The sequence below is a fragment of the Saccharopolyspora griseoalba genome (assembly GCF_042665275.1).
GTDB classification, from domain to species: Bacteria; Actinomycetota; Actinomycetes; order Mycobacteriales; family Pseudonocardiaceae; genus Saccharopolyspora; species Saccharopolyspora griseoalba.
Window position 1 is genome coordinate 155,836 of record NZ_JBHTCJ010000005.1, and the last position, 24,758, is coordinate 180,593.

The 24,758-nt window shown below is 66.8% G+C and carries 30 protein-coding genes, 1 tRNA gene and 1 riboswitch; of the genes, 10 read left to right on the forward strand and 21 right to left on the reverse strand.

Going from position 1 to position 24,758, the window contains the following annotated elements; translation table 11 throughout:
• The first annotated feature begins 8 nt into the window (after positions 1 to 8).
• The 3 genes from ACFQRI_RS11850 (at position 9) to ACFQRI_RS11860 (ending at position 1,754) form a co-directional block, all read left to right on the forward strand.
• Complete coding sequence (locus ACFQRI_RS11850) at positions 9 to 830, forward strand: LLM class F420-dependent oxidoreductase (RefSeq protein WP_380667648.1); 822 nt, start codon at positions 9 to 11, stop codon at positions 828 to 830.
• A gap of 363 nt (positions 831 to 1,193) precedes the next feature.
• A complete protein-coding gene (locus tag ACFQRI_RS11855) occupies positions 1,194 to 1,496 on the forward strand; it encodes a hypothetical protein (protein ID WP_380667650.1) in 303 nt (100 codons plus the stop codon).
• A gap of 183 nt (positions 1,497 to 1,679) precedes the next feature.
• A tRNA-Ile gene (locus tag ACFQRI_RS11860) sits at positions 1,680 to 1,754 on the forward strand.
• 186 nt (positions 1,755 to 1,940) lie between these two features.
• Here the strand turns inward: ACFQRI_RS11860 and ACFQRI_RS11865 are convergent.
• From ACFQRI_RS11865 to ACFQRI_RS11925, 13 genes are all read right to left on the reverse strand, one after another.
• The gene (locus ACFQRI_RS11865; protein WP_380667652.1) at positions 1,941 to 3,116 is read right to left on the reverse strand and encodes a tyrosine-type recombinase/integrase; all 1,176 of its coding nucleotides are present in this window, start codon (positions 3,114 to 3,116) and stop codon (positions 1,941 to 1,943) included.
• Positions 3,116 to 3,298 (reverse strand): helix-turn-helix domain-containing protein, encoded by a 183-nt coding sequence (locus ACFQRI_RS11870; RefSeq protein WP_380667654.1) that lies wholly within the window; start codon positions 3,296 to 3,298, stop codon positions 3,116 to 3,118. The genes ACFQRI_RS11865 and ACFQRI_RS11870 overlap by 1 nt, the downstream gene beginning before the upstream one ends.
• 2 nt (positions 3,299 to 3,300) lie before the next feature.
• The gene (locus ACFQRI_RS11875; protein ID WP_380667656.1) at positions 3,301 to 4,827 is read right to left on the reverse strand and encodes a replication initiator; all 1,527 of its coding nucleotides are present in this window, start codon (positions 4,825 to 4,827) and stop codon (positions 3,301 to 3,303) included.
• Between the two features lie 105 nt (positions 4,828 to 4,932).
• The gene (locus tag ACFQRI_RS11880) at positions 4,933 to 5,871 is read right to left on the reverse strand and encodes a hypothetical protein (RefSeq protein WP_380667658.1); all 939 of its coding nucleotides are present in this window, start codon (positions 5,869 to 5,871) and stop codon (positions 4,933 to 4,935) included.
• 9 nt (positions 5,872 to 5,880) lie between these two features.
• Positions 5,881 to 6,072: a hypothetical protein gene (locus ACFQRI_RS11885; protein ID WP_380667660.1), complete on the reverse strand. Its 192-nt coding sequence runs from the start codon at positions 6,070 to 6,072 to the stop codon at positions 5,881 to 5,883.
• Entirely contained in the window at positions 6,069 to 6,320 is a 252-nt protein-coding gene (locus tag ACFQRI_RS11890; protein ID WP_380667662.1) for a hypothetical protein, read from the reverse strand. Before ACFQRI_RS11890 ends, ACFQRI_RS11885 begins: the two co-directional genes overlap by 4 nt.
• 23 nt (positions 6,321 to 6,343) lie before the next feature.
• Positions 6,344 to 7,690 (reverse strand): cell division protein FtsK, encoded by a 1,347-nt coding sequence (locus ACFQRI_RS11895; RefSeq protein ID WP_380667664.1) that lies wholly within the window; start codon positions 7,688 to 7,690, stop codon positions 6,344 to 6,346.
• Positions 7,691 to 7,832: 142 nt separating this feature from the next.
• On the reverse strand, positions 7,833 to 8,024 hold the full coding sequence (locus ACFQRI_RS11900) for a hypothetical protein (RefSeq protein WP_380667666.1): 192 nt from the start codon (positions 8,022 to 8,024) through the stop codon (positions 7,833 to 7,835).
• A gap of 2 nt (positions 8,025 to 8,026) precedes the next feature.
• Positions 8,027 to 8,257, reverse strand: a complete 231-nt coding sequence (locus tag ACFQRI_RS11905; protein ID WP_380667668.1) for a hypothetical protein — start codon at positions 8,255 to 8,257, stop codon at positions 8,027 to 8,029.
• Positions 8,258 to 8,295: 38 nt separating this feature from the next.
• Positions 8,296 to 8,484, reverse strand: coding sequence for a hypothetical protein (locus ACFQRI_RS11910; protein ID WP_380667670.1), 189 nt, complete (start codon positions 8,482 to 8,484; stop codon positions 8,296 to 8,298).
• On the reverse strand, positions 8,481 to 8,804 hold the full coding sequence (locus tag ACFQRI_RS11915) for a hypothetical protein (RefSeq protein WP_380667672.1): 324 nt from the start codon (positions 8,802 to 8,804) through the stop codon (positions 8,481 to 8,483). The genes ACFQRI_RS11910 and ACFQRI_RS11915 overlap by 4 nt, the downstream gene beginning before the upstream one ends.
• Positions 8,780 to 9,154 (reverse strand): hypothetical protein, encoded by a 375-nt coding sequence (locus ACFQRI_RS11920; RefSeq protein ID WP_380667675.1) that lies wholly within the window; start codon positions 9,152 to 9,154, stop codon positions 8,780 to 8,782. The genes ACFQRI_RS11915 and ACFQRI_RS11920 overlap by 25 nt, the downstream gene beginning before the upstream one ends.
• 465 nt (positions 9,155 to 9,619) lie before the next feature.
• Positions 9,620 to 9,982 carry a hypothetical protein gene (locus ACFQRI_RS11925; RefSeq protein ID WP_380667677.1) on the reverse strand — a complete coding sequence of 121 codons (363 nt, stop codon included), beginning with the start codon at positions 9,980 to 9,982 and terminating at the stop codon, positions 9,620 to 9,622.
• A 155-nt stretch (positions 9,983 to 10,137) separates the two neighbouring features.
• On the opposite strand from ACFQRI_RS11925, the gene ACFQRI_RS11930 reads away from it, so the two are divergent.
• From ACFQRI_RS11930 to ACFQRI_RS11940, 3 genes are read left to right on the forward strand one after another with little or no spacing between them, the layout of a single operon-like run.
• A complete protein-coding gene (locus tag ACFQRI_RS11930) occupies positions 10,138 to 10,905 on the forward strand; it encodes a GntR family transcriptional regulator (protein WP_380667679.1) in 768 nt (255 codons plus the stop codon).
• Complete coding sequence (locus ACFQRI_RS11935; protein WP_380667681.1) at positions 10,902 to 11,384, forward strand: HIT family protein; 483 nt, start codon at positions 10,902 to 10,904, stop codon at positions 11,382 to 11,384. Before ACFQRI_RS11930 ends, ACFQRI_RS11935 begins: the two co-directional genes overlap by 4 nt.
• 10 nt (positions 11,385 to 11,394) lie before the next feature.
• Positions 11,395 to 11,865, forward strand: a complete 471-nt coding sequence (locus ACFQRI_RS11940) for an NUDIX domain-containing protein (RefSeq protein WP_380667683.1) — start codon at positions 11,395 to 11,397, stop codon at positions 11,863 to 11,865.
• 470 nt (positions 11,866 to 12,335) lie between these two features.
• Here ACFQRI_RS11940 and ACFQRI_RS11945 read toward each other — a convergent pair whose 3' ends face one another.
• The 3 genes from ACFQRI_RS11945 to ACFQRI_RS11955 all read right to left on the reverse strand — a co-directional run bounded on the left by ACFQRI_RS11945 (position 12,336) and on the right by ACFQRI_RS11955 (position 17,126).
• The gene (locus ACFQRI_RS11945; RefSeq protein WP_380667685.1) at positions 12,336 to 13,835 is read right to left on the reverse strand and encodes a hypothetical protein; all 1,500 of its coding nucleotides are present in this window, start codon (positions 13,833 to 13,835) and stop codon (positions 12,336 to 12,338) included.
• Positions 13,836 to 14,015: 180 nt separating this feature from the next.
• Positions 14,016 to 14,570, reverse strand: coding sequence for a hypothetical protein (locus tag ACFQRI_RS11950; protein ID WP_380667687.1), 555 nt, complete (start codon positions 14,568 to 14,570; stop codon positions 14,016 to 14,018).
• A gap of 843 nt (positions 14,571 to 15,413) precedes the next feature.
• Positions 15,414 to 17,126 carry a carbon starvation CstA family protein gene (locus tag ACFQRI_RS11955; RefSeq protein ID WP_380667689.1) on the reverse strand — a complete coding sequence of 571 codons (1,713 nt, stop codon included), beginning with the start codon at positions 17,124 to 17,126 and terminating at the stop codon, positions 15,414 to 15,416.
• A gap of 141 nt (positions 17,127 to 17,267) precedes the next feature.
• Between ACFQRI_RS11955 and ACFQRI_RS11960 the strand changes: the two genes are divergently transcribed.
• Positions 17,268 to 18,086, forward strand: a complete 819-nt coding sequence (locus tag ACFQRI_RS11960; RefSeq protein ID WP_380667691.1) for a hypothetical protein — start codon at positions 17,268 to 17,270, stop codon at positions 18,084 to 18,086.
• Between the two features lie 47 nt (positions 18,087 to 18,133).
• On the opposite strand, the gene ACFQRI_RS11965 is transcribed toward ACFQRI_RS11960, so the two are convergent.
• Genes ACFQRI_RS11965 through ACFQRI_RS11975 form a run of 3 tightly spaced genes read right to left on the reverse strand, consistent with a single transcriptional unit; the run spans position 18,134 to position 20,963 of the window.
• Positions 18,134 to 18,937, reverse strand: a complete 804-nt coding sequence (locus ACFQRI_RS11965; RefSeq protein ID WP_380667693.1) for an ABC transporter ATP-binding protein — start codon at positions 18,935 to 18,937, stop codon at positions 18,134 to 18,136.
• Positions 18,934 to 19,950, reverse strand: a complete 1,017-nt coding sequence (locus ACFQRI_RS11970; protein ID WP_380667695.1) for a FecCD family ABC transporter permease — start codon at positions 19,948 to 19,950, stop codon at positions 18,934 to 18,936. Before ACFQRI_RS11970 ends, ACFQRI_RS11965 begins: the two co-directional genes overlap by 4 nt.
• On the reverse strand, positions 19,947 to 20,963 hold the full coding sequence (locus tag ACFQRI_RS11975; protein ID WP_380667697.1) for an ABC transporter substrate-binding protein: 1,017 nt from the start codon (positions 20,961 to 20,963) through the stop codon (positions 19,947 to 19,949). Before ACFQRI_RS11975 ends, ACFQRI_RS11970 begins: the two co-directional genes overlap by 4 nt.
• A gap of 57 nt (positions 20,964 to 21,020) precedes the next feature.
• Positions 21,021 to 21,208, reverse strand: a riboswitch (cobalamin riboswitch).
• A 93-nt stretch (positions 21,209 to 21,301) separates the two neighbouring features.
• Between ACFQRI_RS11975 and ACFQRI_RS11980 the strand changes: the two genes are divergently transcribed.
• Together ACFQRI_RS11980 and ACFQRI_RS11985 are read left to right on the forward strand one after the other, a co-directional pair.
• Positions 21,302 to 21,925, forward strand: coding sequence for an alpha/beta fold hydrolase (locus tag ACFQRI_RS11980; protein ID WP_380667699.1), 624 nt, complete (start codon positions 21,302 to 21,304; stop codon positions 21,923 to 21,925).
• Between the two features lie 78 nt (positions 21,926 to 22,003).
• Positions 22,004 to 22,267 (forward strand): alpha/beta fold hydrolase, encoded by a 264-nt coding sequence (locus ACFQRI_RS11985; protein WP_380667701.1) that lies wholly within the window; start codon positions 22,004 to 22,006, stop codon positions 22,265 to 22,267.
• A 48-nt stretch (positions 22,268 to 22,315) separates the two neighbouring features.
• Here ACFQRI_RS11985 and ACFQRI_RS11990 read toward each other — a convergent pair whose 3' ends face one another.
• A complete protein-coding gene (locus ACFQRI_RS11990) occupies positions 22,316 to 22,522 on the reverse strand; it encodes a hypothetical protein (RefSeq protein WP_380667703.1) in 207 nt (68 codons plus the stop codon).
• Between the two features lie 781 nt (positions 22,523 to 23,303).
• Between ACFQRI_RS11990 and ACFQRI_RS11995 the strand changes: the two genes are divergently transcribed.
• A complete protein-coding gene (locus tag ACFQRI_RS11995; RefSeq protein WP_380667706.1) occupies positions 23,304 to 24,167 on the forward strand; it encodes an SAM-dependent methyltransferase in 864 nt (287 codons plus the stop codon).
• 53 nt (positions 24,168 to 24,220) lie between these two features.
• On the opposite strand, the gene ACFQRI_RS12000 is transcribed toward ACFQRI_RS11995, so the two are convergent.
• Positions 24,221 to 24,709, reverse strand: coding sequence for an ADP-ribosylglycohydrolase family protein (locus ACFQRI_RS12000; protein WP_380667708.1), 489 nt, complete (start codon positions 24,707 to 24,709; stop codon positions 24,221 to 24,223).
• Positions 24,710 to 24,758 lie beyond the last annotated feature (49 nt).

Sequence of the window (24,758 nt, forward strand, 5' to 3'; positions counted from 1 at the left end):
CGCGGGGCATGACGGCACAGCTTGGCAAGATCGGAATCTGGCGCCCGCACACCGACCTGTCCCCCGAACTGGCGGTCGAGGTCGAGAAGCTCGGCTACGGCACGATCTGGGTGGGCGGCTCCCCGCCCGCCGACCTCGGCGTCGTCGAACGGCTGCTGGAGGCCACCGACGGGATCGCGGTCGCGACCGGCATCGTCAACATCTGGAACTCCGACGCGAAGGCCGTCGCCGAGTCCTACCACCGGGTGACCGAGAAGCACCCGGACCGGCTGCTGCTGGGCATCGGCGCGGGCCACCGCGAGGCCACCGCCGAGTACACCAAGCCCTACACCGCGCTGGTGAACTACCTGGACGTGCTGGACGCCGAGGGCGTGCCCGCCTCCGGGCGGGTGCTGGCGGCGCTGGGCCCGCGCGTGCTGGAGCTGGCCCGCGACCGGGCCGCGGGCGCCCACCCGTACCTGACGGTCCCCGCGCACACCGAGAAGGCGCGCAGCGTGCTCGGGGCGGAGCCGATCCTCGCCCCGGAGCAGAAGGTCGTGCTGGATCCCGACCCGCAGCGCGCCCGCACCACGGCGCGCCCGATGATCCAGTTCTACCTGCGCCTGAACAACTACACGCGCAACCTCAAGCGCTTCGGCTACACCGATCAGGACGTCGCGGGCACGGGCTCGGACCGCCTGGTCGACGACCTGGCGGTGCACGGCACGGCCGAGGAGATCGCCACCCGCCTCAAGTCCCACGTCGAGGCAGGCGCCAACCACGTGGCCATCCAACCCCTCGGCGAGGACCCCCTGTCGGCGTACAAGGCCCTGGCCACCGCCCTCTCCTGACCGAATCACCTCCTGATCCCCCCGGAATCACCTCCTGTTCGGCGTCGCGTTCAGGAGGTTCTTCCGGGGGTGGACGAGTCGACGACCTGCGACAACGTCCGCATCAACGACGCCCGGTCCAGCGCGACCTCGGGCGGCGAAGCGCAGAACTCCGCGATCTCCTCGGGGCGGGGCCGTCCGGCAGGACGAACCGATCCCCGGCGATCGCCGCCAGGCAGCAGCGCCAGCCGCGCGGTGCGGCGACCATCTCCTCGGCCGAGCCCACGAGCCGACCACATCGCGCCGACCGATCACTGCGGTCGCGTTCATGGGAGCGGCACCCGATACTCGGCCGACCGGTTCCGGGCCGTCGAGGAGGGGCGCATGAGCAGGCCGATCGCGACCACCGTCCTCGCGATCGCACTGCTCGCCTCCGAGGGCGCACCGGTGGCACCACCGTCCTCGACCGACGCACCGACCACACCCGCCGTGCACCCCGCCGGGCAGCCACCCGACCCCTACCGGAGCTACCAGCAGCGCACCGGCTACCCCCACGAAGCCGAGCGGTACGAGCAGCTACCCGGCCACCAGCGCTGCGGCACGGCCTGCGGCCGCGAACCCACCAGCGGCGAGCAGCAACTCCGCCACCTGTGCGACCGAGACCTGATATCCCCCTCGCGCTGCTGATCGAGACCCCTGCGCAAGATCAACGACAGCGTCGTAGTCGATCACTGCTCCGCCCGCACCAACGGCGTTGCCCAGGCATTTCCACCGATGCGACCAACGCGGGCATGGGCCGGACGGCCGCTCCACCCGGCGCCTACACCGCGCTGCGACCTCGCTACGATCTCGATACAGAGAGCACCGCTGGGGGCAGTAGCTCAGCTGGTCAGAGCAGCGGACTCATAATCCGTCAGGTCGTGGGTTCAAGTCCCACCTGCCCCACATCTTCCCTCGTCACGCTGCCCTCAGACACAAGAGCCTTGATCGTGTCCATGCTTTTCCCATGCTTTACTCGGCGAACCACTCAACCTCGGACTCCCCCGGTGACGATCGTTCGATACCCAGCTGAGGCCGGTTGGAGCGGCAAACGCAATGAGGGAGGCACGGTTGATCCGCACCTCCCTCATTTCAACTACCGAACCATTCGGCCTTCCCCAGCGCCTCAGCGGCCTTGCGGCTCTTCACTCGACGCCCCATGTAGATGTCCTGGGTCGTTGAGACCTTGGAGTGCCCCAGCTGGTCGGCGATCTCGCGAGCGCTGAGCCCGGCCTCGTCCAGGATGGTCGCGACCGAGCGGCGGAAGGTCTTGAAGGTCACCCACGGGTAGTCAGTCCCCGCTCGGAACTCTCTCCAACGAGCCAGGGTGTTGTGCTTGTCGCGGAGCCCGCCCTTGGTATTGGGAAAGACCGGACCTGTCAGCTCGGCGGGGTCACAGCCAAACCGCTCCCCCACCCTCGTGCGCCGCTCGCGGAGCATCGAGGTCAACCAGTCCGGCAACACCAAGACGCGTTCCGACACCTCGGTCTTGCCGTCGCTGATCATCAGACCGGTCCCCTTTGCTCGGATCAGGTTGCCTGCCCAGTCGGCGACTCCGGCTTCGAGATCCAGGTGGCCCCAGTGGACCGCGAGCGCCTCGCCGGTTCGAACTCCGGTCCCGGCATACCAGCGCACCAGGTCCGGCAGGTCGTGACGGACGGCGAAGTCGCTGGTGTCGAGCTTGTGCAGCAAGTCCTTCATCTCATCCGCCTCCAGCGCCCGGGATGCCTTGCGGCGTCCTTCCAGCGCGCTCATGTCGCGGACGGGGTTGGTCTGCATGGCCCGGTAGCGAACGGCGAGCCCGCAGATTCCCGAGATGATGTTGCGAACCGTTCGTGCCGAATCGACGCTCAGGTTGCGTCGCACCGATTGGCAGGTCTGTTCAACACGGAAGGTCGTGACCTCGCGCAGCCTGAGTTCGCCCAGCGGTGGAAGCACGTAGCTGTCGAGTCTGCCGCGATAGGTATCGAGTGAGGTCGGAGAGCGCACGCCCTCTTCAACGGATCGCTCGAACTCCTCGATCCACAGCGCGGCGGCCTCTCGGAACCTTGAGTCGGCCGACAAGCCGGAGTTCTGCACGGGCGCAAGCCGGTCGGCGAGTTCCCTCTTGAGCTTCCGGGTCGCCTTCGCCGCCGACGGCCCCGTTCGCTCCACCTGCCGAGTAACGCCGTCGAAGTCGCGGTATTGCGTGATGGCTCGGTAGCCCGTGGAGGTCTTCTGGGTACGGATCTTGCCGTACGTCCCAACTTCGAGTGACGGGCGAGGCATCAGATCACCTCCTCGGGAAGGTCCGCGAACCATCGTTCGACTTCGTCGGGCTTGTACCGAACGTGCTTGCCAACTCGACGACCGGGAGGTCCGCCTCCACGACTCCGCCACTGGTAGACGGTGCCGACCGGGACGCCGAGGTAGCTGGCGACGTCTTGGGGGCTCCAGAGGTTGCGGATCATGGTTAGTCCTTCCTTTCGTTGGCGAGGCGGTGTTTGCGGGCGTCGCGTTGGCGTTGGGCGATGGCCGCGGCGAGTTCGCGTTCTTCTTGGGTGCGGTGGCCGACGCTGACCAGGGACCAGTCGTTGATGACGGTGATGGTGTCGTCGGTGACGCCGAGTTCGGTGAGGGTTTCTTCGTGCCGGTAGCGGCGGCGGTCGTCGCGGATGTGCCGGAAGGGCACGGAGTAGTGCTGGGATTTGGTGAGGAAGTGGCCGCGGAAGGCGAGCATGTGGGCCCAGTGGCGCAGCTTGAGCGCGTCCAGCGGGTCGGGCTTGTCGGCCTGGTCGGGGTGCAGCCGGTGCAGGCGGGTGGTGCGGGTGACTTCGCCGCCGTTGCCGCAGGTGTGGCAGTACTGGGCGTGCTGGCAGCCGCAGCCGTCGGTGGTGTGGAAGCCCTCGGGGTGGCAGTCCGGGCAAGGCACCGGGGCCACGAGGTCCCAGGCGGTTTGGATGATCCGCCGGTGGTGGTCGGTGACCGTCAGCCGGTCGATGTCGGCTTGGGTGCGGATACGCCGGTCGACGGCCTCGCTTTTGCCGGTGCCCTTGGTGGCGTATTTGGCCACGTAGGAGGCCAACCGGTCATCGGTGATCACGCCGTGCTCGTCTTCGACTTGGTTGGCGTTGGCCGGGCGGATCGGGCGGATGTCGATCTGTTCGCCGAAGGCCAGCTCCCAGCTGCGCCCGTTGACCTCGGGTGAGGTGATGGCGGTGTTGGCGTGGGCGATGCGGATCGCTTCGGTGAGCACCTCGGGGGTGGCCCACCTTGGGGTGGGGTCGCTGGCTCCGTCGGGGCCGTCGAGGCGGATGACGGCGTGGAAGTGGATGACGCCGCGGCGCTGGAACTCAGCGACCTTGGCGAACGACAGCCGGGCGTGGTCGGCGAACTGGCGCTGCGGGAGCCCGGCCGCGGTGGCCAGGTGGCGCTTGAGGTTGGTGGTGAAGCGGTGCCAGAGCTGCCCGGCGTGGGCCTGCCAGAGCACGTGCCCGGTGTAGTCGTAGCTGCCGGGCTCGAGCGGCTGCCCGATCCGCGGGTCATCAGGGTGGTGGTAGTCGCCGCAGCGGCATGGGATTGCCTTCCCGCCAGGCGCCCGGCGGTTGTGCACCGGCCCGAAGCTCGGTGCGGTCAAGGTGAGAAACAGGCGGGGCTTGTCGGCGACTGAGGCGGGCACGCCCTTGGTTTCGCCGGAGAGCCCGGCTCGCAGGAGGTGGAAGGCGTCGGCGGCGTAGCGATCCGAGCACGACGGGCAGACTGATTCGCGGCGGTTTCCACACGGGACGGTGACATGCCCAGTGCGGGAGGCAAGCGCCGAACCGGTGGCGGTGTCCTGGATGGCCCACGAGCCCGACAGCCGGATCGGGTGGGTGCAGCCGCCGGTGCTGGCGGTCTGCGCGCGCCACTGCTGGAAGTCGGTGCTGCGGGCGCGGTGTTGGAAGCCGTCAGCGACTCGTGCGCGGTAATCCTGCGCGGTCATCAGCGCGGTCGGTGACATGTCCACCTCCTGACGAAGGACAGGGCGGGACGTCACCGGGCCGTGTGCTCGCCGGGTGGCGTCCCGCCGAGCGAACGGTGCTTTTCAGTTGTGCGGCAACGCCTTTTACGCGAGGGCGTGGCCATTGGTGGGTTGGGTGTAGCTGGCCACGATCTGTTCAGCCAGGTCGGGCGCAACCTTGATGACGGCGTTGACGTCGCCTGCGGTGAACTCGCGCCCTTCCTGCTGGGCGCGGGCGAAAGCCGACTGGACCGCCTGAGCCATCGGCGGCGGCAACTTCGGTCCCTTGCTGATGGCCTTGGGGATCTCCGCGGTCCGCTGCTCCCGAGTTGCCGTGCCGGCCGCGGATTCCGAGGGTTTCGGCGGTGCCGTGCCGGCTACAGGTTCCGGCGGCTTCGGCGGTGCCGGTGGAGCCGGTTCGGCGGGCGGTGGTGCGGTGGCGTCGGCTGCTTCGTAGGCGGCGAGGATGACCGCGCGTTGGCGGGCCTGGATGACCGGGATGACCTCGGCGATGCCGTAGACGATGACCGGGATGATCGCGTGTACCGCCGCCGAGCCCGGATTGAACTCACCCCACGAGCTGCTGACCAGCGGCATGACCTGCGGGATGACGTTCATAGCCATCGTGGAGGCCAGCAGCACGTGCTTGAGGCGTGACCACCAGTCGTGATCCGGCTCGATGCCGTGGGAGAGGATCACGGCTTCGAAGTTGAGCAGCACGATCAGCAGACCGGCGAACATCGGCTCGACGGTCCAGGCCGCCCACCACAATGGATCGGCCATCGTGGTCTTTCCGGCGAGGAAGCGCTGCACACCAGCGGTGGTGAACACCAGCCCCAGCGCCAGGAAGAACCACAACCCCACCAACGTGCGCCGCCCGCTGCGCTCCATCTCCACGGCCTGCAGATCCGGGTCACGCACCAGGCCACGCAGGTGGCGGGCTTCGGAGATGCGGTCTCCGAGCTTGCGGACCCGCCGCGTCTGCCCCTTATCCGCCTTGCCCTCGTCGCGCTCGGGCTGGTCGGGTTCGTTGGGTTCGGACACGCCAGCCTCCTACTCCGTGCTGGGGGTGAACAGGGCATACAGGCCCCGCACGACCAGGACCACGCCGATGCCTCCAGCGATGGCGTAGGCAGGGCTGATCACCAGCCACACCAACGCGAGGATCGCGGTGGCGATGGCCAGTAACAGCAGCACGGTCTTGATGGCCTTGCCGGTCAGTTCCACGTGCACAACGGGCTTCATCGGTTCGTTCCTTCCTGGTCGGTGAACAGTGCGTACTGATCGGGATGGTTGGCTTCGAGTGCGGCGGTCTGGATCTGAACTCCGTCCGCGATGAGGTGCTTGAAGCTGTCGAAGCTCAGGTGGCATGCCGCGCCGGGCTTGTCGTCGTCGCAGGGCCAGGTGATGGCCACCGTGACCCCCTCCGAGCTGGGGCGTAGCGAGACGATCGCGTTCGGCGATCCGGCGTAGAAGTGCCGCGTCGAGTCCATGAGGTTCCTTTCTGCGTGGGTGGTCAGGCCGCGTCTTCGTCGGCGTCGTCGTCACGGCGGAACTCGACGACGTTGGAGCTGGTGTCGCCGGTGGGTGCCGGGCAGGTGCGGACGAGTTCGCTGATGTCGTCGTCGGAGACGTAGCCCGCGCGCACCCGGACCGGGCGGCGGGCGTACTGGTCGACGCGGAAGCCGATTCCGGCGTGTTCCTCGTCGGCGGGGATCTCGTCGGCCAGCGCGCCCTTGACCCGCATGCCTTCGCCGAGGGCCATGTCGGCGTGGTTTTCGGCGGTGGTGCGCAGGCACATCCGGCGGGTGAACAGATCACGCACCGGCAGGATGTCCTTGGTCGGTTCCTGCAGGTAGGCACACACCGAGAACCCGGCCGCGCGGCCCTGGGTCATGACTTCGGCCAGGAGCTTGACGGCCTTGCGGGTGATGCCGGATTCGCCGAGGGCGGTCATCATGGCCAGCTCGTCGACCATGAGCACCCGCAGCGGGGTGTCGTGGCTGACGGTGAACTTGCGCTTGCCCGCCTCCCCGAGCTCGCGCTGGGTGGACTTCATGTCGTCGCGGAAGGCCTCGATGACCTCCAGGGCTTCGCCGGGTTCGTCGGCGTAGCGGTCGAACAGGGGGCGGGCGTTGCCTGCCTCCATGCCGCCCTTGACGTCGCACATGTCCACCTGCACGAGCCCGTCGCGGATCGCCGGTCCCATCGCGCGCAGGGGGTTCCAGATCAGCGAGCCCTTGCCCGAGCCAGTCGCACCGACCCCGAGCCAGTGCTGCCCGATCAGCGGTTCGGTCCAGTCGTTGCCGTACTCGTCCTCACCGAGGTAGAGCGCCGACAGGTCCACATCCGAGGAATCCGCGGGGATCTCGGCGGGGTCGATCACCTGCTCGAACGGGTTGCCGCGGACCACGGTTATGGCGATCACGCCGGGCTTGACCTTCACGATCCCCAGTGCGTCGGCCCGCAGGGCCATCGCGAGCTCGTCGGTGGCGTCCTGGAACCGCTTGAGCGATTGGCCCCGCAGGACCTTCACATACAGGGTGTCGATCGACGGGGAAGCCGAGCGGACCCGCAGCAGGCGGGGGACTTCGATGTGGCCGGTGCGGCGGTTCTCCCGGCCGAACTCGCAATCGATCATCAGCCCGCGCCAGCGGTGCCCGACATAGCGCACCCATCTACGCCGCGCCGAACGCAGAGCCGGTGCGGCCCACCGGTCGAAGGTCTTCGGGTGGCCCCGGTACCAGCCCAGCCCCGCGGCTCCGAGGGCGGCCAGCGCGCTGCCGGTGGTGACCGGCCCGAGCTCGAGCATGCTCGTGGCCAGTGCGGGCGGGGTGGTGGTGATGGCGGGGTGGCGTGCCATCCAGCCAGCAGCACGCCATTCCATGCCCTTACGTCGGTTGGCCCATGCCATGACTGATCAACTCCCTGGAAGAAGACAAAAGAAGGGGCTCGACCACCACCGCAGCGGTAGCCGAGCCCCTGAGGGACGTGCGTTGTTCGGGTTATTTCGCCTGGATGTAGGGGGCGAGGTCTTCGAGGTCGACCTTGTAGTTGGCCACCGCGCGCGCCAGCTCGTCGTGGTCCTTCTTGAACCCCGCCGTGCGCACCTGCAGGCCCTTCATCGCCTCGCGCAAGGCGTTCATGGCCTTGTCCAGGTCCTCGATCGTGGCGGTCACCTGGTAGTTGCTGCCCATCGTCAGACCCTCCATCCCTTCGAGACGAGTTCCTTTTCCCACTTGACCGTCGCGTCGTGAAACGCGGTCAGCTGCACCGCGGCCCGGGCGTGGCCGCCCTCGATCTCGTCGCGATCCGGCAGCCGCCAGTCGGTCTCGCCCGGATCCTGAATCTTCTTGTGGAGCTTTTTGGCCTCATCCAGCGCGGTCCGCACCAGAGCGATCGCGGTCATGAGCTCCTGGTACTTGCTCATCGCGTGACGGTTCACAGCCTGAACCTGCATACAACCTCCTAGTCGTCAATGTCGGTCAGTACTTGCGCGAAATTCCACTGAGCGCGCTGCAGAGCGTCGGAAAACGCCATGTAAGTGGCTGCGTCGGAAAACTGGAAAGGCCCGGTCACGGTGAACTGGGTTTCCATGTTCTGCAGCCTGCGCACACACGCCCAGGTGTGCTGGCTCACCTCCTCAGGATCGGTCACTGGTATTTCCTTTCGTCGAGCTCATTCAGGTGGCCCGCGGCCCAGGACCGCATCGTGGTGATGACCTCGTGCAATTCGGTGCGGGCTTCGTGCAGCCGGAACGAGAACGGCAGATCGGTGGATGCGTCAACTTCCTTTTCGTAGAACTTCAGCTCATACAGCACCGCGGTCAGCGCCTGCCGCAGCTTCACCTCGCCCGATTCGCCCTCATCGAGGGGTGCGAGGCGGCAGGAGCGGCAGGCCGGGTCCTCGGCATGCTGGCCACACCAGCGCGAACACGTAGCGGCCATGGTGATCAGGCCGCCTTCGGCACCGGGCACAAAGCCCCCCACAGGTAGGCCTTGCGCCGCGAGCGAGTCGGCACCAGTACCGACCGGGCGGGGCCCTGGTAGCGGTCGTAGCGCACGTGGTGTGTGCCGCCGACCTCCAGCCACTTCGCCTCGATCAGCTGATGCACCGCGGCATCAATGTGCTCGGGCACGCGCTCGACTTCATCGCCCTGCAGACGCTTGTAGACGTCCTCACGCACGCCCACCAGCACGAATCCCACCCGCGAGGCTGCCCGCAGGACCTTCTCGATCAACTCCATGTCGTTGATCTCCTCCCGCGGCACCTCACGCTTGGGCAGCGGCAACACCGGGTTACCGAACAAGTCCGTTTCCGAACTCACACCGGATCACCGCCCTGTCCCAAGCAGCCGGATCCGTGAAAACCCAAACCCTCACCCATGTCTGTCTCCCTTCAACTCGTTTTCAGCAGGCCTTCCAGCGGTGCGGGCAGTCCTGGCACTGCGCCCACCCCGAGGAATCCACGTGGAAAAATCAGTGCTGGCAACCCATCAGCTCACCTCCCCAGCCGAGTGGCGGCAAAACTGATCCTGCGAGTGCGCATACCGGTTCGCGCTGATGTCACACGCCGGGCAGTAGCACAACGACATACTGATCACTTCCCTTCAATCGAGAGCCATAAAGACCCCCGGAACACGCATGCAGCCGGGGGTCAATAAAGCCCTCCCGGCGGACAATTCCCGCCGGTTTTGGGCATAGCTCGGCCCACTCTGGAATTCTCAAACAACAAACAGCCGAAAATGCGGCTTAAAGAAGCGTCAGAGAGAAACGGTCAGAATCCGGAACCGTCAGGCGGCGGCCGACAGGTCCGCGCCCGCCGGGGTCAGCCCGTTGGCCTTGAACGACAGGCCCGAGCGCCCGTTGTTCTCCCAGTGGCTGACCGTCGCGTCGATCAGCTGGACGTAGGTGCCCTCCTCGAAGCCGTCGCCGGGGTCGGCGGTCAGGGTCACCCGGATCTCCTCGCCCTTACCCGCGAACTCGCCGGGCTGGGCCTTGCGCTTCGCGAACAGCGACACGACGAACTGCTGCACACCGTTGCGGTCGGTCGCGATCTCCTGCATGCCGTTGTCGTTCTCGCGCATCTTGGGCTGCGGCGGCTCGGTGACCATCAGCTTGTAGCCCTGCATGTTCGCCGGGATGTTCCTCAGCATCTCTGCCTCCGTCGTAGGAGAGTTAAGTTCCTATCGGTCTGCCTCCCTAGGGAGGTGCCAATAGGTTGCACCTCCCTAGGGAGGCTTGTCAAGCTGGGTGGGGTGACCTCACTAGAGAGGTTGCTAAAGTGGCAGCTAGACGAGAGGTGGCTTGAGTGGCAGAGCGTCAGTCCCTGAGCAAGCAGATCGCAGCTGACCTGCGGTCCGCGATCCTTCGAGGGGACCTCGCGCCAGGTGCGGCCCTGCCCTCCGAGCGACAGATCATCACCCAGTACGGGACCACCAAGGCGACCGCAGGGAAGGCCGTCGGCATTCTCGTCGCCGAGGGTCTGGCCACCGCGGAGTTCGGACGCGGCACCTTCGTACGCCAACGGCCGCCGTTGCGGCGCGTCTCGGCTGCCCGACGCCACTCAGCGCACCGGGACACCGGGAAGCCCGTGTTCGACGCCGGAGCAATTGACCAGGGCAGGACGCCCTCGCGACGAATGCTCTTCGTAGGCCGTCAAGCTCTGCCAGGTGCGGCCGCCCGATGGCTGCAGGCTGCACCAGGCGACGAGGCTGCCGTCCGCCGACGGCTACAGCTCCTCGACGGGGAGCCCGTCGTGCTGTCCACGAGCTACTACCCGATGTGGATCGCCGAGGGGACGGGCTTGGAACGCCCGGAAGCGATCCCGGAAGGCCCTGACGAGCTGATCGAGAAGCTCGGGCACAGGTTCTTTCGCGGCATTGAGGTCTTCTCTGCGCTCATGCCGACACCTGAAGAGGTGGAGCTGCTGGAGCTGCAGGCAGGTGTGCCGGTCGTGCACATGTGGGATGTCGACTACGACGAGAACGGCCGGACCCTCCAAGCTGCGCACGACATCTACGCAGCCGACAAGCACGAGTTCGCCTACGAGTGGCAGGAAGACGACATCAAGCCATGACCAGCGGATGGCCGCCCGATTGGACCGACAGGATCAGCGGAGCGAGCTGCGAGATGTGCCGCTCGCAGCGCAACGACGAAGACCAGTACGGCATCCGCATCCATGCCACCGAGCACACAGACGCGGTGCTGCAGCGCGCCGCGATTCAGCCCGGCTACACACTGGTGATCTGGCGCGGCCGACACGTCGTCGAACCGTTCGAGCTCACCGACGCTGAAGCGTCCGCGTACTGGCGGGATGTCCTGACGGTCGCTCGAGCGCTGAACGCCTTCTACCAGCCGCTCAAGATGAACTACGAAACGCTGGGCAACACCGTGCCGCACCTACACACCCACCTGCTGCCGCGCTATACCGAGGACCCAGCTCCGGGACGGCCTTTCCCGCTCCTGCCACAAAACGGTTCCGAGAACGTCGTCGACCCGGACAAGCTCGCCGAGGAAGCAGCAGCACTCCGGGACATCTTCAGCAACGACATGTAGTAGGCCGACGATGCCGAAGAAGGACTACTACAACGATCCTGACGCACCAGCCGCGAACAGCCTGATCGTGGCCGTTGCCGCCGTGGTCAGGAACGAAGTGGGCGAAGTCCTGATGATCGAGCGCTCCGATAACGGGCTCTGGGCAATCCCCGGCGGAGCGCAAGAGATCGGGGAGACAACCCGCGGAGCGGCCGTGCGGGAAGTCGAGGAGGAGACCGGGCTCCGGGTCGAAGTCGTCGACGTCACCGGGATCTACTCGGACCCTGGTCACGTCATCGCCTACGACGACGGCGAGGTCCGCCAGGAGTTTTCAATCACCTTCCGCGCTAAGCCGGTCAGCGGCGAGCTCTGCACGAGCTCTGAATCCAAACGTGTCGAGTGGGTGCCGCCCTCGCACATCCCCAACCTGAACATCCACCCGTCCGTTCGATTCAGGATCGACCACGCGCTCGAGAACCGGCGCAGGCCATACCTCACATAGCCCGGCGACGTCGCACAAGCGAGGTCGACATCAGCCAGCTCTCAGAGCGTGTGTTCAGAGTTTCTTTTCTTCATCAAGGGCGGCCCCTGCGGGGCCGCCTGCCTGCTGTTTCTTGGCCGGGACAGCGGGACGCCGGGCATGCGGCCTCCGGCCGGTCCGGGCGCCCGCGCCCCGGCCAGACCGGAAGGCAGGCGGCCCCGAGCCGCGCTTGAAGAACTGCACGCTGAAGCTCAAAGATGTCCTCGCCGGACGGGCAGGCCTCCGGGGTGAGGGGACAGGCACATCGGCTGCGGTCCGGTCGTGGCGGGCTCTGTCCTCACCCCATCGACCTCCACAAGGGCTATCAGCCCGCGTCAAGGGGGCAAGCTCGCGCACGAGACGTCCCGTGACGATCGGCGGTTGCCCCCTTGACACGACCTGATGAGGGCTTCGCCAGGTCGACGGGGTGAGGACAGAGGCCCTCCCTGGTGTTATTCGTCGCTGCCATGAAGCTCTTGAGCGGCCTGAGAGTCACGTTCCTTGGAGGCCGATTTCTTTCTTCTTGCATCGACTAGCGCGGGTTTGATTCGAAACCCATACTTCTGTGATGAAATTTCGGCCGCATTTTCTAGCTTTCGCTTCAATTCATCCGTATACTCGTCGTCCGTATACGCCAATACGAGAAATACACCGTAATCGACGCCTTCTGCGAGCTGATATTTAGGCTGCTGCGCGAGCACACCGTCCCAAAGTTTGCTGCTCCGGGCTAGCTTAACCTCAATTAGCGCTCTTGCTGACCAACCCTTGGAGAACTTGAAGTCTACAGGCCCTCGCCCAGCATTAGCCTCACCAGTCAGATCAACGTCAGCGATTCGGCAGTAGTTGCTTGCGACGGACCTAAACAAAACTTGCGCGGCCTGCTCGCTCCTGCCACGCCTCTCGTCCCATAACAAGTACCAGGAATCTTGGTTCTCAATTCCATGTGCGTACCAACCTACGACGGAGTCTACAAAACTCTCAAAATCGTTGGGAGTCTGCGGCACAGCTGGGGAAGAAAGTTCCTTGACGGCAGACTTGCCATGCTCGTTCACTTGGACGAGCAGTTTGGGGTCGTCGCCAACCGGGTAGGGGTCCTTAGGCTCCCCCTCTAACTCGCGCAAGTAGAGTACGACCGATTCAGGATGCTGTTGCGCCATTCTTGACTTGGTCTTCCTGTCGACCCTACTTGCGATATTAAAATTGAAGTCGCGGCGCAGGTCTTCTCCCATGTTCGACCAAGTCCAGGACCAATGATCATTAGGGGTAGCAACCGGGATGTTACGTAGGAACTTTTCAGGAACAAGGAGCACCGGCAGCTCCTTAGAGCGAAGCTTGCCGCCACGAAAATATTCAAAAAGATTGGCAGGGAGCTCATGGTACTCGTTCAGCCAGTGAGCACCCTTTATCGTCCATGTGGCATTTTTGACAAGGAAGCGTTTGGTGGGGATATCGTGGCGGATGCAAATATCCTTTGTATACCGGATGAAGTACCCCTTGAGGACATTGCATACAATATCGCCGATCCGGTCCAGTCCTATACCGCCTTGAAACAGGCTGATTGCTTCCATATGGACGATCTTGCTTAGCCCAGCGTTAAATGCTGCATTTAGACCAGCCATCATGTCGGCCTGCAGTTTCTTGTTGGATCCAGCTCCGAGGATTGACCCCTCTGATACCCCAAGGCAAAATTCTGCTGGCTCGGGGAACACTAGAAGATCGGAAGCTTGCTTCCACTCCTGGCTCTCGAGGTTTCCCTTGGCTGAGCGAACCAGGCTGAAAACCATGTCAAAAAAGTCAATGAGGTCGTCGTGGGCGGAACCCCAGAACGAGTCGTTCTTGTACTCCCACATTAAGAATGGATCCACTGCCAAGTTTGTGTCAACGGCTAACGATACGTCAAGCCAATCATCCTCCGCCGCCTTCGTAAGGTTGAATTTTTCTGAAAAATGCATCGCTCACCCTTCGACAGCGTCCGCCATCTTGATCATCCCAGACTTCCGGCGGCACGTGGGGTGATCTGGCGTGCTTCACCCGTAAAGACGATTGGAGAGTGGGCGTAGCAGGTACCTTAGCCCAAGGGTAGTCCTCGAAAGGGCGTCCACCTTCTTCCTTTGTCAGGACCATCTATTGCATCACTCAGTTTTTTGTGCGGCGCCGCCGGTAACCTTCTGCAGAGTTTTCTGATCAAGTTCACACAATCCGAGATCTTTGCGGACCGTGTTAATCCACGCATTCTTGACCTCTAGAGCCTTCTTCTCCAAATGAAGCAAGTGCTCTTCTCTGGAAGCGGCCCCGCCTGACTCCCCTTTAGTCGTAAGGAAGCGCAACAAGGCGTCCTGAAGCTCCTTTGTCTTAGTAACAACGTCTTTGTTGGAAACAATTGCGACGGTATTGGTCGCCTGATTGAGACTGTCATATACTTGACTAAAATCGACGTCGCTCATCACAGGTAAATCTGATCGTCGCTGAAGGTCCGAATGGAACTCAAGCAGTTCAAGTGCGCCTATCACTTTCACGTAAGCCTCTTGCCTATGGCTATTCCAGCGAAAGTGATCTTCTCGGGTGATCCTCCGACCTTCCATGTAGACGACAATTGCATTGCTGATTGTTATTCCGAGTACTGCCACCGCGAGCGTTAAGATCTGCGACAATTCCATATCGAGCACTAGGGCCTGTCTCGCGTACATAGCGATACCCTATGAGAAGGTCTGCTTGCCTTCTGGCTGAGCGAAGAAGTGAGACCTGTTTGGGCTAACTCTGCCGCTTGGAGCAGCGAGGTCACCGATCTTGCGGTGCCACTGAGGGCGTGAGCATGGCGACGATGATCACGTGGCTAAGCACGACGGGAGTCCTGACCAGGCCGAAGCAGCGAAGCACCTTCGACGATTCGAAGGCCACAACCTACGTATCGGACCAGGACGCAAGGTTCACCGCGTCAAGGTCAGCACCAAGAACGGACTGAAGCAGCCAACACCCGTGTGCGGGCAACCGGTCAGCCGATACCCGCTGTTCGACTGCGAAGCCGTCAACCTCCAAGCAAACTGCCGGAGGTGCCGGAAGCGGTGCAGCACTCCTGACCCGTGTTCAAGCCCAGACTTTCCCGAAGGTGACGACGGCCAGCTCGCCCTGTTCGGCATAGCACCGGCTTGATCATCTCCATGCTTTACCCATGGGAAACGTCGTCAAACACCGTCAGGAGGCGGCGGTCAACTGTGTTTGCGCTCGCGAACCAGGCTGGGCATGTCGGGTAACGACAATCATCAGCGAAGTAATCCCATGACCCGTCAGGTCGTGGGTTCAAGTCCCACCTGCCCCACATCTCCGCAGGTCGCTCGGTCGGAACCCGACCTCGTGGAGGCAGCCCGGCAAATAGTGGCTCGTGACCTGACACCTGGCGAGGCCGCCCGCCGAGGAGCGTCTCGCAGTTTGGCCGGGAACTGCACGCCTCGTGGCGTGCAGTTCCCGGCCAAACTGCGGGGTGCGCGAAACGGCCGCGCCGGTGGTGGGCGCGGCCGTTTCCTCGGGCGTGGTCAGCGCTCTTCGGTGACCGTCGTGTCCACTCCGGTGCGCTGCTTCCAGGCGTTGCGGAACGCGATGGCCGCTTCGACGACCATCCACAGGGCGAGCAGGAAGATGATCGCGTCCAGCGGGGCCAGGAAGAACGCCTGCAGCGGGTCGCTGGCCGTGACGAACTGCTGGAACTGCACCACCAGGGCCCACGAGGTCATGATCACCAGGAAGACCCAGGGGATGAGCACCGCGGTGGGGTTGCGGTTGCTCTTGGTCACCCAGACCGCGACGACGGCCAGGGCGAGCCCCGCGGTGAGCTGGTTGGTCGTGCCGAACAGCTGCCACAGCGTGCCGAAGGCGAAGTCGCCCGGCAGCAGCGCCACGCCCAGCGGGAGCAGCACGGCCAGCAGGCTCGCCGCGGTGATGTTGCGGGCCAGCGGGCGGAAGTTCACGATCTCGGCGATCTCCTGGATGATGTAGCGCTGCAGCCGCACCGCGGTGTCCAGGCTGGTCGCGGCGAAGCTGATGACCACCAGCGAGGCGAAGATCGTGCCGATGCCCAGCGGGACGCCCAGGTTCGCGGCGAAGTGCGCCACGCCCTCGACGAAGTAGCCGACCGCGCCGTCGGAGGCCGTGCTGAAGTCGGTGTAGAGCGAGTCCCACTCGCCGGCCGTCGCGGCCACGCCCGCCGTGCAGGCCAGGATCGCGCACAGCGCGAGCAGGCCCTCACCGGAGGAGGCCAGGTAGCCCACGTAGCGGGCATCGGCCTCGTTGTTCAGCTGCTTCGAGGTCGTCCCCGAGCTGACCAGGCTGTGGAAGCCGGAGACCGCGCCGCAGGCGATGGTCACGAACAGCAGCGGGAACCACGGCGGCGAGCCCGCGGGCACGTCGTTGATCGCAGGCGCGACGATGTAGTCCCAACCCACGACCACGCCGACGATGATCACCGCCAGCGCCAGCACCATCTGCATCTGGTTGATGTAGTCGCGCGGCTGCAGCAGCATCCACACCGGCAGGCGCGAGGCGAAGAAGGTGTAGAGGAAGATCAGCAGGATCCACAGCGTCTGGGCCTCCACGCCCACCGCGCCGGCGACCGAGTCCAGCGTGATCGGCCACATCTGCCCGAGCGGGATGCTCAGGTAGATCAGCACCATCGCGCCGAGCGCGGGCACCAGCGCCACGCTGCGCTTGCGGTAGACGTACTGCCCCACCCCGATCGCGAACGGCACGGTCAGCAGCACCGGCAGGACCGCTTCCGGGTTCGAGGTGAACAGGATCGCGATGACCACCGCGAACACGGCGTTGACCATCGTGACCAGGAAGAAGATGATCAGCAGGAACAGCGTCCGCGCGCGCGGCGTGATGATCTCGCTGGTCAGCGTACCGATGCTCTGCGCCCGGTGGCGAACCGAGATCACCAGCGCGCCGAAGTCGTGCACACCTGCGGCGAAGATCGTGCCCAGCACGACCCACATCAGCGCCGGTCCCCAGCCCCAGAACACCGCGGTTGCCGGGCCGACGATCGGCGCGGCGCCGGCCACCGAGATGAAGTGGTGGCTGAACACGATGTGCTTGTTCGTGGGGATGAAGTCGACGCCGTCCCGGTAGGTGTGGGCAGGTGTCGTGAAGGTCGGATCGAGCGCGTAGACCCGTTTGGCCAAGTACGCCGAGTAGTAGCGGTAGGCTAGCGCGAGTGCCGCGAGAGCGGTTGCCAGCACGACGACTGCGGGCATGGTTTTCCTCGTATCGCACTGTAGGGTTCGGTGCTCGCGGGAAACCCGTTGCCGGAGCTCAGCCCGGCGCGGAAGTCCCGTCAGGACCGACTAGAGTTCGGGTCAGAACGTAGCAATTCACGCCGGCGTTACACAGGTGTCATGCGGGACGAAATGGTTGCGGCTTGGTCTCGAGCCGCCGCGGCGGAGATCCTCTGGGCGACCCCGAGCGCTGCCGGGGGCATGCCCGTCGTGCCCCTGACCTGGCCCGCGGACCGCACCCCGTGCGCCGCGCTCCCGCTCTCCCGGCTGGACGAGGTGGACGCGCTGCCACCGCGCGCCGCGTTCGTCGCCCGCGAGCCCTCGCGGACGCTGGTCGCCATCGGCGACGTCGAGGTGCGCTGGGACGCCGAGGGCGAGGAGTTCGTCGAGCACCTGCTGCCGCAGGAAGCCGCCAAGCACCCGCCGACCCGGTTGCGCGCGGACACCCTGATCAGCCGCCGGGAGAACTGGTGGTGGGTCCCGCGAGCCCTGGTCACGCTCACCGCCGTCCGGCAGGTGCGCGTCCTGCCCGCGCGCACGCACGCCGAGGACGCCCTGCTGGTGCGCCCTGCCGGCGAGGACGATCCGCACGTCGGCGTGGTCACCGCGAAGCGCTGGCCCGACCCCGGGCAGGGCTCCGAGATCGAGCTGTGGCCCCGCGACGGAGCCGCGCTCGACGGCCGGGGCGAGCCGGCGCACGTGCTGGGCCACCGGCACAGCCCGGACTTCGAGCGCTGGGAGCGCTGGTACCGCAGCGGCGCCGTTCACGGCGAGGTCCTGCACGTGCTGGCCGGCGACAGCGGGCCGCGGCCGGGAGACGAGGAACCGGGCACCGCCGAGCCCCTCACCCTCCTCAACCGCTACGCGCACCACCGCCGCGTGGCCAAGGACTGCAAGGCCGGGATCGCAACCCTGGAATCCCGCCTCGCGAACCGCTGACCACTCGCGGTTTGGCCTGGAACCGCACGCCCCGAGCGCGTGCGGTTTCAGGCCAAACTGCTGTCGGACCTCGACCGGGTTCGGGTGGGTATGAAGCGGATGTGCGGGTGGCCCTCCGGGGTGCGGGTGATCTCGGTGCGGACGGCGTAGGCCTGCTCGATGAGCGGTTCGGTGAGGACTTCGGCCGGGGTTCCGGAGGCCAGGACCTCGCCGCGCTGCAGCAGCACGACCCGGTCGCAGAACATCGCGGCGTGATTGAGGTCGTGGAGGGCCACCACGGTGGTGACCGGCAGCTCGACCAGCAGCGACATCAGATCGAGCTGGTGCTGGACGTCCAGGTGGTTGGTGGGCTCGTCCAGGAGGAGCTCCCGGGGTTGCTGGGCCAGCGCCCTGGCGATCTGGACGCGCTGGCGCTCCCCGCCGGAGAGGGTCTGCCATCGCTGGTCGGCCTTGTCGGTCAGCCCGGTGCGCCGCATGGCCGCGCGGACAGCTTCCGCGTCCGCGGCGGTGGGGGCCTGCCAGGAGCGGCGGTGCGGGATCCGGCCGAGGCGCACCACGTCCCGCACGGTGAGCGGCACCTGCGTGTCGGAGTGCTGCTCGACCACCGCGATCCGGCGGGCCAGCGCGCGCCGCTCGAACTCGGCCAGGGCGCGCCCGTCCAGCGTGATCACGCCGGAGCTGGGCCGCAGCAGCCCGGCCAGCAGGCGCAGCAGCGTCGACTTGCCCGAGCCGTTGGGTCCGAGCAGGCCGACCGTCTCGCCCTCGCGCGGGCTGATGGTGACCCCGTCGACCACCGGCCGCCCGCCGAGGTCGCGCGACACCCGCTGCGCGGAGAGGCCTTCCTCGCTCATCGGGGCTCCCTGGCGCGGTAGAGGATCAGCACGAACGCGGGAACGCCGAGCAGCGCGGTGACCACCCCGACCGGGACCTCCTGCGGGGCGAGCACCGTGCGGCTCAGCGTGTCGACCCACACCAGGAAAACCGCCCCGGCCAGCGCGGTCAGCGGGAGCAGCCGGGCGTGGCCGGGTCCGACGAGAGCTCGGGTGGCGTGCGGGAGGACCAGGCCGACGAAGCCGATCGCGCCGGCCGAGCTCACCAGCACGGCGGTGAGCAGCGCGGTGATGCACAGCAGCACCAGGCGGGTGCGGGTGACCGGCACGCCGAGGGCCGCGGCGGCGTCCTCGCCGAAGGCGAAGGCGTCCAGCGCGCGGGCGTGCCCCCCGCACACCAGCAGCACCACCACCAGCGTCGCCGCGCACAGCAGCGCCTCCGGCCAGCCCGCGTTGCTCAGCGAGCCCAGCAGCCAGAACAGCACCGCGCGGGTGGTGTTGGCGTCGGCCGAGATGAGCACGATGAACGAGGTCAGCGCCGAGAAGAGCTGCATCGCCGCCACGCCGGAGAGCACCACGCGGTCGGTGGTGCCGCCGAGCACGTGGCTGAGCCACAGCACGCACCCGAACGACACCAGCGCTCCGACGAACGCGCCCGCCGACAGCGAGATCACGCCGCCGCCCACGCCGAGCACCACGACCACCACCGCACCGGTCGAAGCGCCCGAGGACACCCCCAGCACGAACGGATCGGCCAGCGGGTTGCGCAGCAGCGACTGCATGATCGCCCCGCACACCGCCAGCCCCGCGCCGCACACCGCCGCCAGCAGGGTGCGCGGCAGGCGCAGGTTCCACACGATGCCCTCGCGGATCAGCGAGAGGTCCGAGGCGCCGAGCCCGATGCGGTCGGCGACCACCGCCCAGACGTCGCCGAATCGGATGTGCGCGGGGCCGATGGTGATCGCCGCGGAGATCGAGGCGAGCAGCAGCGCGCTGCCGGCGACCACCAGCAGGGGTAGCGCGGGGCGGCTCACCCCGCCATCCCGAACTCGCGCAGCTTGGCGGCCACCTTCTCCACGCCGGCGACCGTGCGGATGGTGGGGTTCATCGCCTGCCCGCTCAGCAGCACGTAGCGCTTCTCGCGGACCGCGGTCATGTTGCGGGTGACCGGGTGCGACTCCAGGAACCCGATCTTGGCCCGGGCGGACTCGGCGGTCTCCCGGTCGCGGGTCAGGTCGCCGAGCACGAGCACGTCCGGATCGCGTTCGGCCAGCACCTCCCAGTTGATCTGCGGCCACTCGGCGCGGGTGTCGGCGAAGGCGTTGCGGGCGCCGACCTCGGCGGTGATGATGCCGGGCGCGCCGCAGCACCCGGCCAGGTAGGGCGATTCGGAGTTGGCGAACCAGTAGGCGATCGAGGCGTCCGAGGCGCGCAGGTCGCCGGTGGCGCGGTCCATCCGGCCCCGCAGCTCGGCGACCAACCGCTCGCCGCGGTCCTCGACGCCGAACATCCGCGCGAGATCGCGCACCTCGGTGAAGATCGACCGCATGGTCAGCGGGGCGTCGCGGCGCCCGTCGCCCGGTCCGCTGTTGTCCTTCGAGCAGTCCGACGGCGACAGGTAGGTCGGCACGCCCAGCTCGGCGAACTGCTCCCGCGTGGCGACGCCACCGGTGCCCAGGGTGGCCTCGAAGGAGGCGGTGACCAGCTCGGGTTCGGCGGCGAGCACCGACTCGTAGGAGGGCGTGTTGTCGGCCAACCGGGGAACCCCCTCGTTGGCCGCCGCGAGGTCGGCGGGCAGCGGGTCGGTCCAGGTCGCGGTGCCGGCGATGCGGTCGGCGAGGCCGAGCGCCAGCAAGATCTCGGTGCTGCCCTGGTCGAGCGAGACCACTCGACGCGGCGGGGCCTGGACCTCGGTGCGCTGCCCGCAGTTGTCCACCGCGCGCGGGAACCCGGGGGCGGACCGCTGCTCCTGCGGGGCGGCGCCGGTCCCGCACCCGGCCAGCAGGACCAGGACGGCGATGCTGTGCAGTGCTGCTGCGAAGCGCAATTGCGTTCCTTTTGCGTCAGGGCTCTGTTCCGCGAAGCCCAGTTGCCAAGACAAACCCGGTCGCACCGGGTGCCAGCAGGTCTTCGGACTCGGGTTCAACCGGGCGGAACGCCTTCCCAGGGCTTCGAGCCCCAGTGGCTTCGAGTTCCGCCGTCACCCACACCGCTGCGCGTCAGTTCCGGATTCGCACCGGATTCCCTGCTCGCGAAATGAGCGAGCTCGTGACTGGCAATTCGAACGTATCACACGATCGAGTGAGAACTCCGAGCTCGAACGGACACCGGCCGCGACCTCCCCGACCGCGCTATCGTCGGCGGCGTCGGCTTGCCGGGGCGAGGATGGCGGACGGTGGAAGCGGCGGGCGTCGCCGCCGGGTGCTGGGGATCACGATCATCGCGGGGGTCGCCGCGCTCGTCGCGGCGTTCGCGCTCCGCGCGCCCGCGCCGGTCGGGCACTGGAAGAGCGCCGCCGGGCACGCGGAGTTCGAAGCGGCCTACGCCGCGGCCATGCGCGAGCTGCCGGCCGCCTCCGAGGTGCGCGACGTGCGCACGGCCTTCGGCTTCGTGCGCGTCTACCGCTCCGCGGGCGCCGGCGGCGAACCGCTGGTGCTGCTGCCCGACCGCGCTTCGGCATCACCGGTGTGGGCCGACAACCTGCCCTCGCTGCTGCGCGTCGGCGACGTCTACGCCGTCGACCTGCTCGGCGAACTCGGCCGCAGCGTGCAGGAGGTCCCGATCACCGACGACGCCGACCAGGCCGCTTGGCTCGACCAGGTGCTGGAGGAGCTCCCGCAGGAGCGGTTCCACGTGATCGGGTTGTCGATCGGCGGGTGGACGGCGGCCAACCTGGCGATCCACCGGCCGCAGCGCGTCGCCACGCCGACCTTGATCGATCCGGTGCACACCTTCGACTCGATCCCGGCCTGGACCGCGTTCCGCGCGATCCCCGCCTCGGTGCCGTGACAGCCGAAGTCCTGGCGGGACTCCTTCAACTCCTACACCGCGGGTGGCGCACCGGTCCGGGACGTCCCGGTCGCGGACATGATCGAGGCCGGGATGCGCAACTACTCGATGGAGCTCCCCCAGCCCACCCGGATCGCCCCGGAAGCGCTGCGCGGGCTGCGGATGCCGGTGCTGGCCCTGATCGCGGGACGCTCGGTCGTGCACGATCCGGAAACCGCCCTGCGCACCGCGAGATCTGCTCTGGTCAACGGCGCGGTCGTCGAGCACCCGGAGGCCTCGCACGCGATCAACGGCGAGCACCCGCGCGAGATCGCCGAGGACATCGGCCGGTTCGCGCGATGAGAAGAGGGCCGGCGCACCCGTCGTGCACCGGCCCTCTCGCGGAATTGCTCAGCCGATCAGCCTGAAGATGTCGAAGGCGCCGGAGAGCTGGCCGATGACGGCGATGGTGGCCGCGAGCGCCCCGAGCGACGCCACCGTCAGCACTGCCATGACGACCAGATACACCAGCGCCCTGATCGGCTTCGGCAGCTTGGCCACCGAATCGAAGTCGGGCAGCGAGAAGTGTGGTTCCTTGCCGATCCCTGGTGCGGACATCCTGACTCCCCCGTCCTTGTCAGTTCTCCCGTGCGGTCATCCGCCTGGGAGACGGAGCGCAACCCCAGCCCGTTGCGCCATTTCGCATCACGAATTCGTCTCGGCCGGAAATCGAGCGGGCCGCCCCACGCGGTCAGCCCTCACGAGTCCCGTCAGCCACTTGGCCCGGTTCCAATCATCCGCACCGGAGCCCTCGACCGCGAGCCGATCTACGGGCTTGATCGCGCTTCGAACCTGGATCGTTATCCGGCCGGCCGTCCGCCCTCGCGCGGACTGGCGATGCTGGTAGATCACGGTGCGACGCCGTTGGAACACCGAACGACCACACCAAGATTCTCACACCCACCTGCTTCGATCTTCGCCAGGGTCACCTGCGCGCGACACCGCCGATCGGGCCTCGATCATCCGCTTCACCCGACCGGGAGAGCCGCCCCCTCGAATGGAAATTCGACATTCTGGCAGGAGCGGCGCGAACGGGACCGAGAAAAATCCGCGCGACCCCGGAAGAATTGGAACGCGGCGATGCGGGAACGACTGGAGCGATCATTCACGGCGACCGCCCGGGAGAAATGATCACGAAGCCGCCGCGGAACGATCGCGCCCGCGTCGCGCACCGCGCGAGCGGATCAACCGCGCCAACTACGCTCCGCAGACAGCGATTCAGCCCGATCGGCTGGTGACCACACCCCGACCCGGTGGCAAACTACGGCGCTACAGTTCGCGTGACGTGATCACCACGATCCGTCACCTCGCCGACCGACCGATGGAAGGGGCAGACCTCGTGAGCCAGCCGAGGCCGGAAGTGTTCTCGCCGGAAGGCGCGGACCTCGAGCACCCGAACGTCGCCCGGGTCTACGACTACTACCTCGGGGGCAGCGCGAACTATGCCATCGACCGGCTCTTCGCCGAGAAGGCGCTCGAACGCTACCCGTTCGTCCGCCCCGCCGCGATGGCCAACCGGCTCTTCCTGCACCGGGTGGTGCGGTACCTGGCCAAGCGGGGCATTCGCCAGTTCGTCGACATCGGCTCCGGCGTGCCCACGATGGGCAGCACCCACCAGGTCGCGGACGAGATCGTCCCGGACGCCCGCTGCGTCTACATCGACAACGAATCGGTCGCGGTCGCCCACTCGCGGATCCTGCTGGAGCGCGAGGAGGTCACCGACAAGCACGCGGTGGTGCAGGCCGACCTGCGCGAGCCCGATCTGCTGTGGTCCGAGGTCGGGCGAACGGGCGTGATCGACCTGGACCAGCCGGTCGCGCTGCTGCTGATCGCGGTCCTGCACGTCACCCAACCCGGCCCGGACGGCCAGGACATCGGCCCGCAGGCGGTCGCCCGCTACCGCGACCTTCTCCCCTCCGGCTCGTACCTGGTGATCACCCACGGGACCGACGACGACGTGCCGGAGCACCGGAAGCGCGAGATGGCCGAGTTCGGCAAGATGTACGACCAGTCGGCCACGCCGGTGCTGTGGCGACCGCACGCGGAGATCGAGGAGTTCTTCGGCGACCTGCCGCTGGTCGAGCCGGGCGCGACCTGGACCCCGCTGTGGCACCCGGAGGAGAGCGGCGCGAACGCCCCGGAGATCGAGTTCGACACCCCCAACGAATCAGTCGTCTGGGCAGGCGTCGCGCACAAGCCCTGACCAGCTCGGCCGGGAACCGCACCCCTGCGCTGCGATCCCCGGCCGAACTGCGATCACCACCCCGGGTAGCGCTCCTGCCAGATCTCGGGGAAGTCCTGCTGGTAGACGTTGCGGTGGGCGAAGGTCCAGAACGCCTCGTCCGCGAGTTCCTGGACGAGGTCACCGACGTCCAGGGCCTCGACCCACTCCGGCGGCAGACCCGCGACGCCCGCTCGTGCGCCGACCACCGCCCCGGCGAGCGCGCCGGTCATGGCGCTTCGACCGGAGTGGTTGACCGCGACTCGCAGCGCCGTGCGGGGATCGGTTTCCCGGCGGGCCGCCGCGAACAGGGCCCTGCCCATCATCGAGACCGTGTCCTGACCGGTGCCGATCTGCTCCATCTCGTTGTTGTCGTAGTGGAAGAACCGGAACAGACGCCGCACCACGTCCTTCCGCACGTCCGAGACCTCCCGGGCGGCCTCGGTGACTGGCCGCCCGCGCTGAGCTGCGATCGCCATCCAAGCCGAGTGGATGGTGCTGCGATTGGCGAACAGGTCCGCCATCAGGTCGCTGAACTGGGCAATCGCCGCGGCATCCGATGGTCGCACGTGC

Excerpts from the sequence above, each read along its gene's own strand:
- ACFQRI_RS11850 (WP_380667648.1), top strand. The coding sequence starts at position 9 with ATGACGGCACAGCTTGGCAAGATCGGAATCTGGCGCCCGCACACCGAC.
- ACFQRI_RS11855 (WP_380667650.1), top strand. The coding sequence starts at position 1,194 with ATGAGCAGGCCGATCGCGACCACCGTCCTCGCGATCGCACTGCTCGCC.
- ACFQRI_RS11865 (WP_380667652.1), bottom strand. The coding sequence starts at position 3,116 with ATGCCTCGCCCGTCACTCGAAGTTGGGACGTACGGCAAGATCCGTACC.
- ACFQRI_RS11870 (WP_380667654.1), bottom strand. The coding sequence starts at position 3,298 with ATGATCCGCAACCTCTGGAGCCCCCAAGACGTCGCCAGCTACCTCGGC.
- ACFQRI_RS11875 (WP_380667656.1), bottom strand. The coding sequence starts at position 4,827 with ATGTCACCGACCGCGCTGATGACCGCGCAGGATTACCGCGCACGAGTC.
- ACFQRI_RS11885 (WP_380667660.1), bottom strand. The coding sequence starts at position 6,072 with ATGAAGCCCGTTGTGCACGTGGAACTGACCGGCAAGGCCATCAAGACC.
- ACFQRI_RS11890 (WP_380667662.1), bottom strand. The coding sequence starts at position 6,320 with ATGGACTCGACGCGGCACTTCTACGCCGGATCGCCGAACGCGATCGTC.
- ACFQRI_RS11895 (WP_380667664.1), bottom strand. The coding sequence starts at position 7,690 with ATGGCACGCCACCCCGCCATCACCACCACCCCGCCCGCACTGGCCACG.
- ACFQRI_RS11900 (WP_380667666.1), bottom strand. The coding sequence starts at position 8,024 with ATGGGCAGCAACTACCAGGTGACCGCCACGATCGAGGACCTGGACAAG.
- ACFQRI_RS11905 (WP_380667668.1), bottom strand. The coding sequence starts at position 8,257 with ATGAGCAAGTACCAGGAGCTCATGACCGCGATCGCTCTGGTGCGGACC.
- ACFQRI_RS11925 (WP_380667677.1), bottom strand. The coding sequence starts at position 9,982 with ATGCTGAGGAACATCCCGGCGAACATGCAGGGCTACAAGCTGATGGTC.
- ACFQRI_RS11935 (WP_380667681.1), top strand. The coding sequence starts at position 10,902 with ATGACCAGCGGATGGCCGCCCGATTGGACCGACAGGATCAGCGGAGCG.
- ACFQRI_RS11940 (WP_380667683.1), top strand. The coding sequence starts at position 11,395 with ATGCCGAAGAAGGACTACTACAACGATCCTGACGCACCAGCCGCGAAC.
- ACFQRI_RS11945 (WP_380667685.1), bottom strand. The coding sequence starts at position 13,835 with ATGCATTTTTCAGAAAAATTCAACCTTACGAAGGCGGCGGAGGATGAT.
- ACFQRI_RS11950 (WP_380667687.1), bottom strand. The coding sequence starts at position 14,570 with ATGTACGCGAGACAGGCCCTAGTGCTCGATATGGAATTGTCGCAGATC.
- ACFQRI_RS11955 (WP_380667689.1), bottom strand. The coding sequence starts at position 17,126 with ATGCCCGCAGTCGTCGTGCTGGCAACCGCTCTCGCGGCACTCGCGCTA.
- ACFQRI_RS11960 (WP_380667691.1), top strand. The coding sequence starts at position 17,268 with ATGCGGGACGAAATGGTTGCGGCTTGGTCTCGAGCCGCCGCGGCGGAG.
- ACFQRI_RS11965 (WP_380667693.1), bottom strand. The coding sequence starts at position 18,937 with ATGAGCGAGGAAGGCCTCTCCGCGCAGCGGGTGTCGCGCGACCTCGGC.
- ACFQRI_RS11980 (WP_380667699.1), top strand. The coding sequence starts at position 21,302 with ATGGCGGACGGTGGAAGCGGCGGGCGTCGCCGCCGGGTGCTGGGGATC.
- ACFQRI_RS11985 (WP_380667701.1), top strand. The coding sequence starts at position 22,004 with ATGATCGAGGCCGGGATGCGCAACTACTCGATGGAGCTCCCCCAGCCC.
- ACFQRI_RS11990 (WP_380667703.1), bottom strand. The coding sequence starts at position 22,522 with ATGTCCGCACCAGGGATCGGCAAGGAACCACACTTCTCGCTGCCCGAC.
- ACFQRI_RS12000 (WP_380667708.1), bottom strand. The coding sequence starts at position 24,709 with ATGGCGGACCTGTTCGCCAATCGCAGCACCATCCACTCGGCTTGGATG.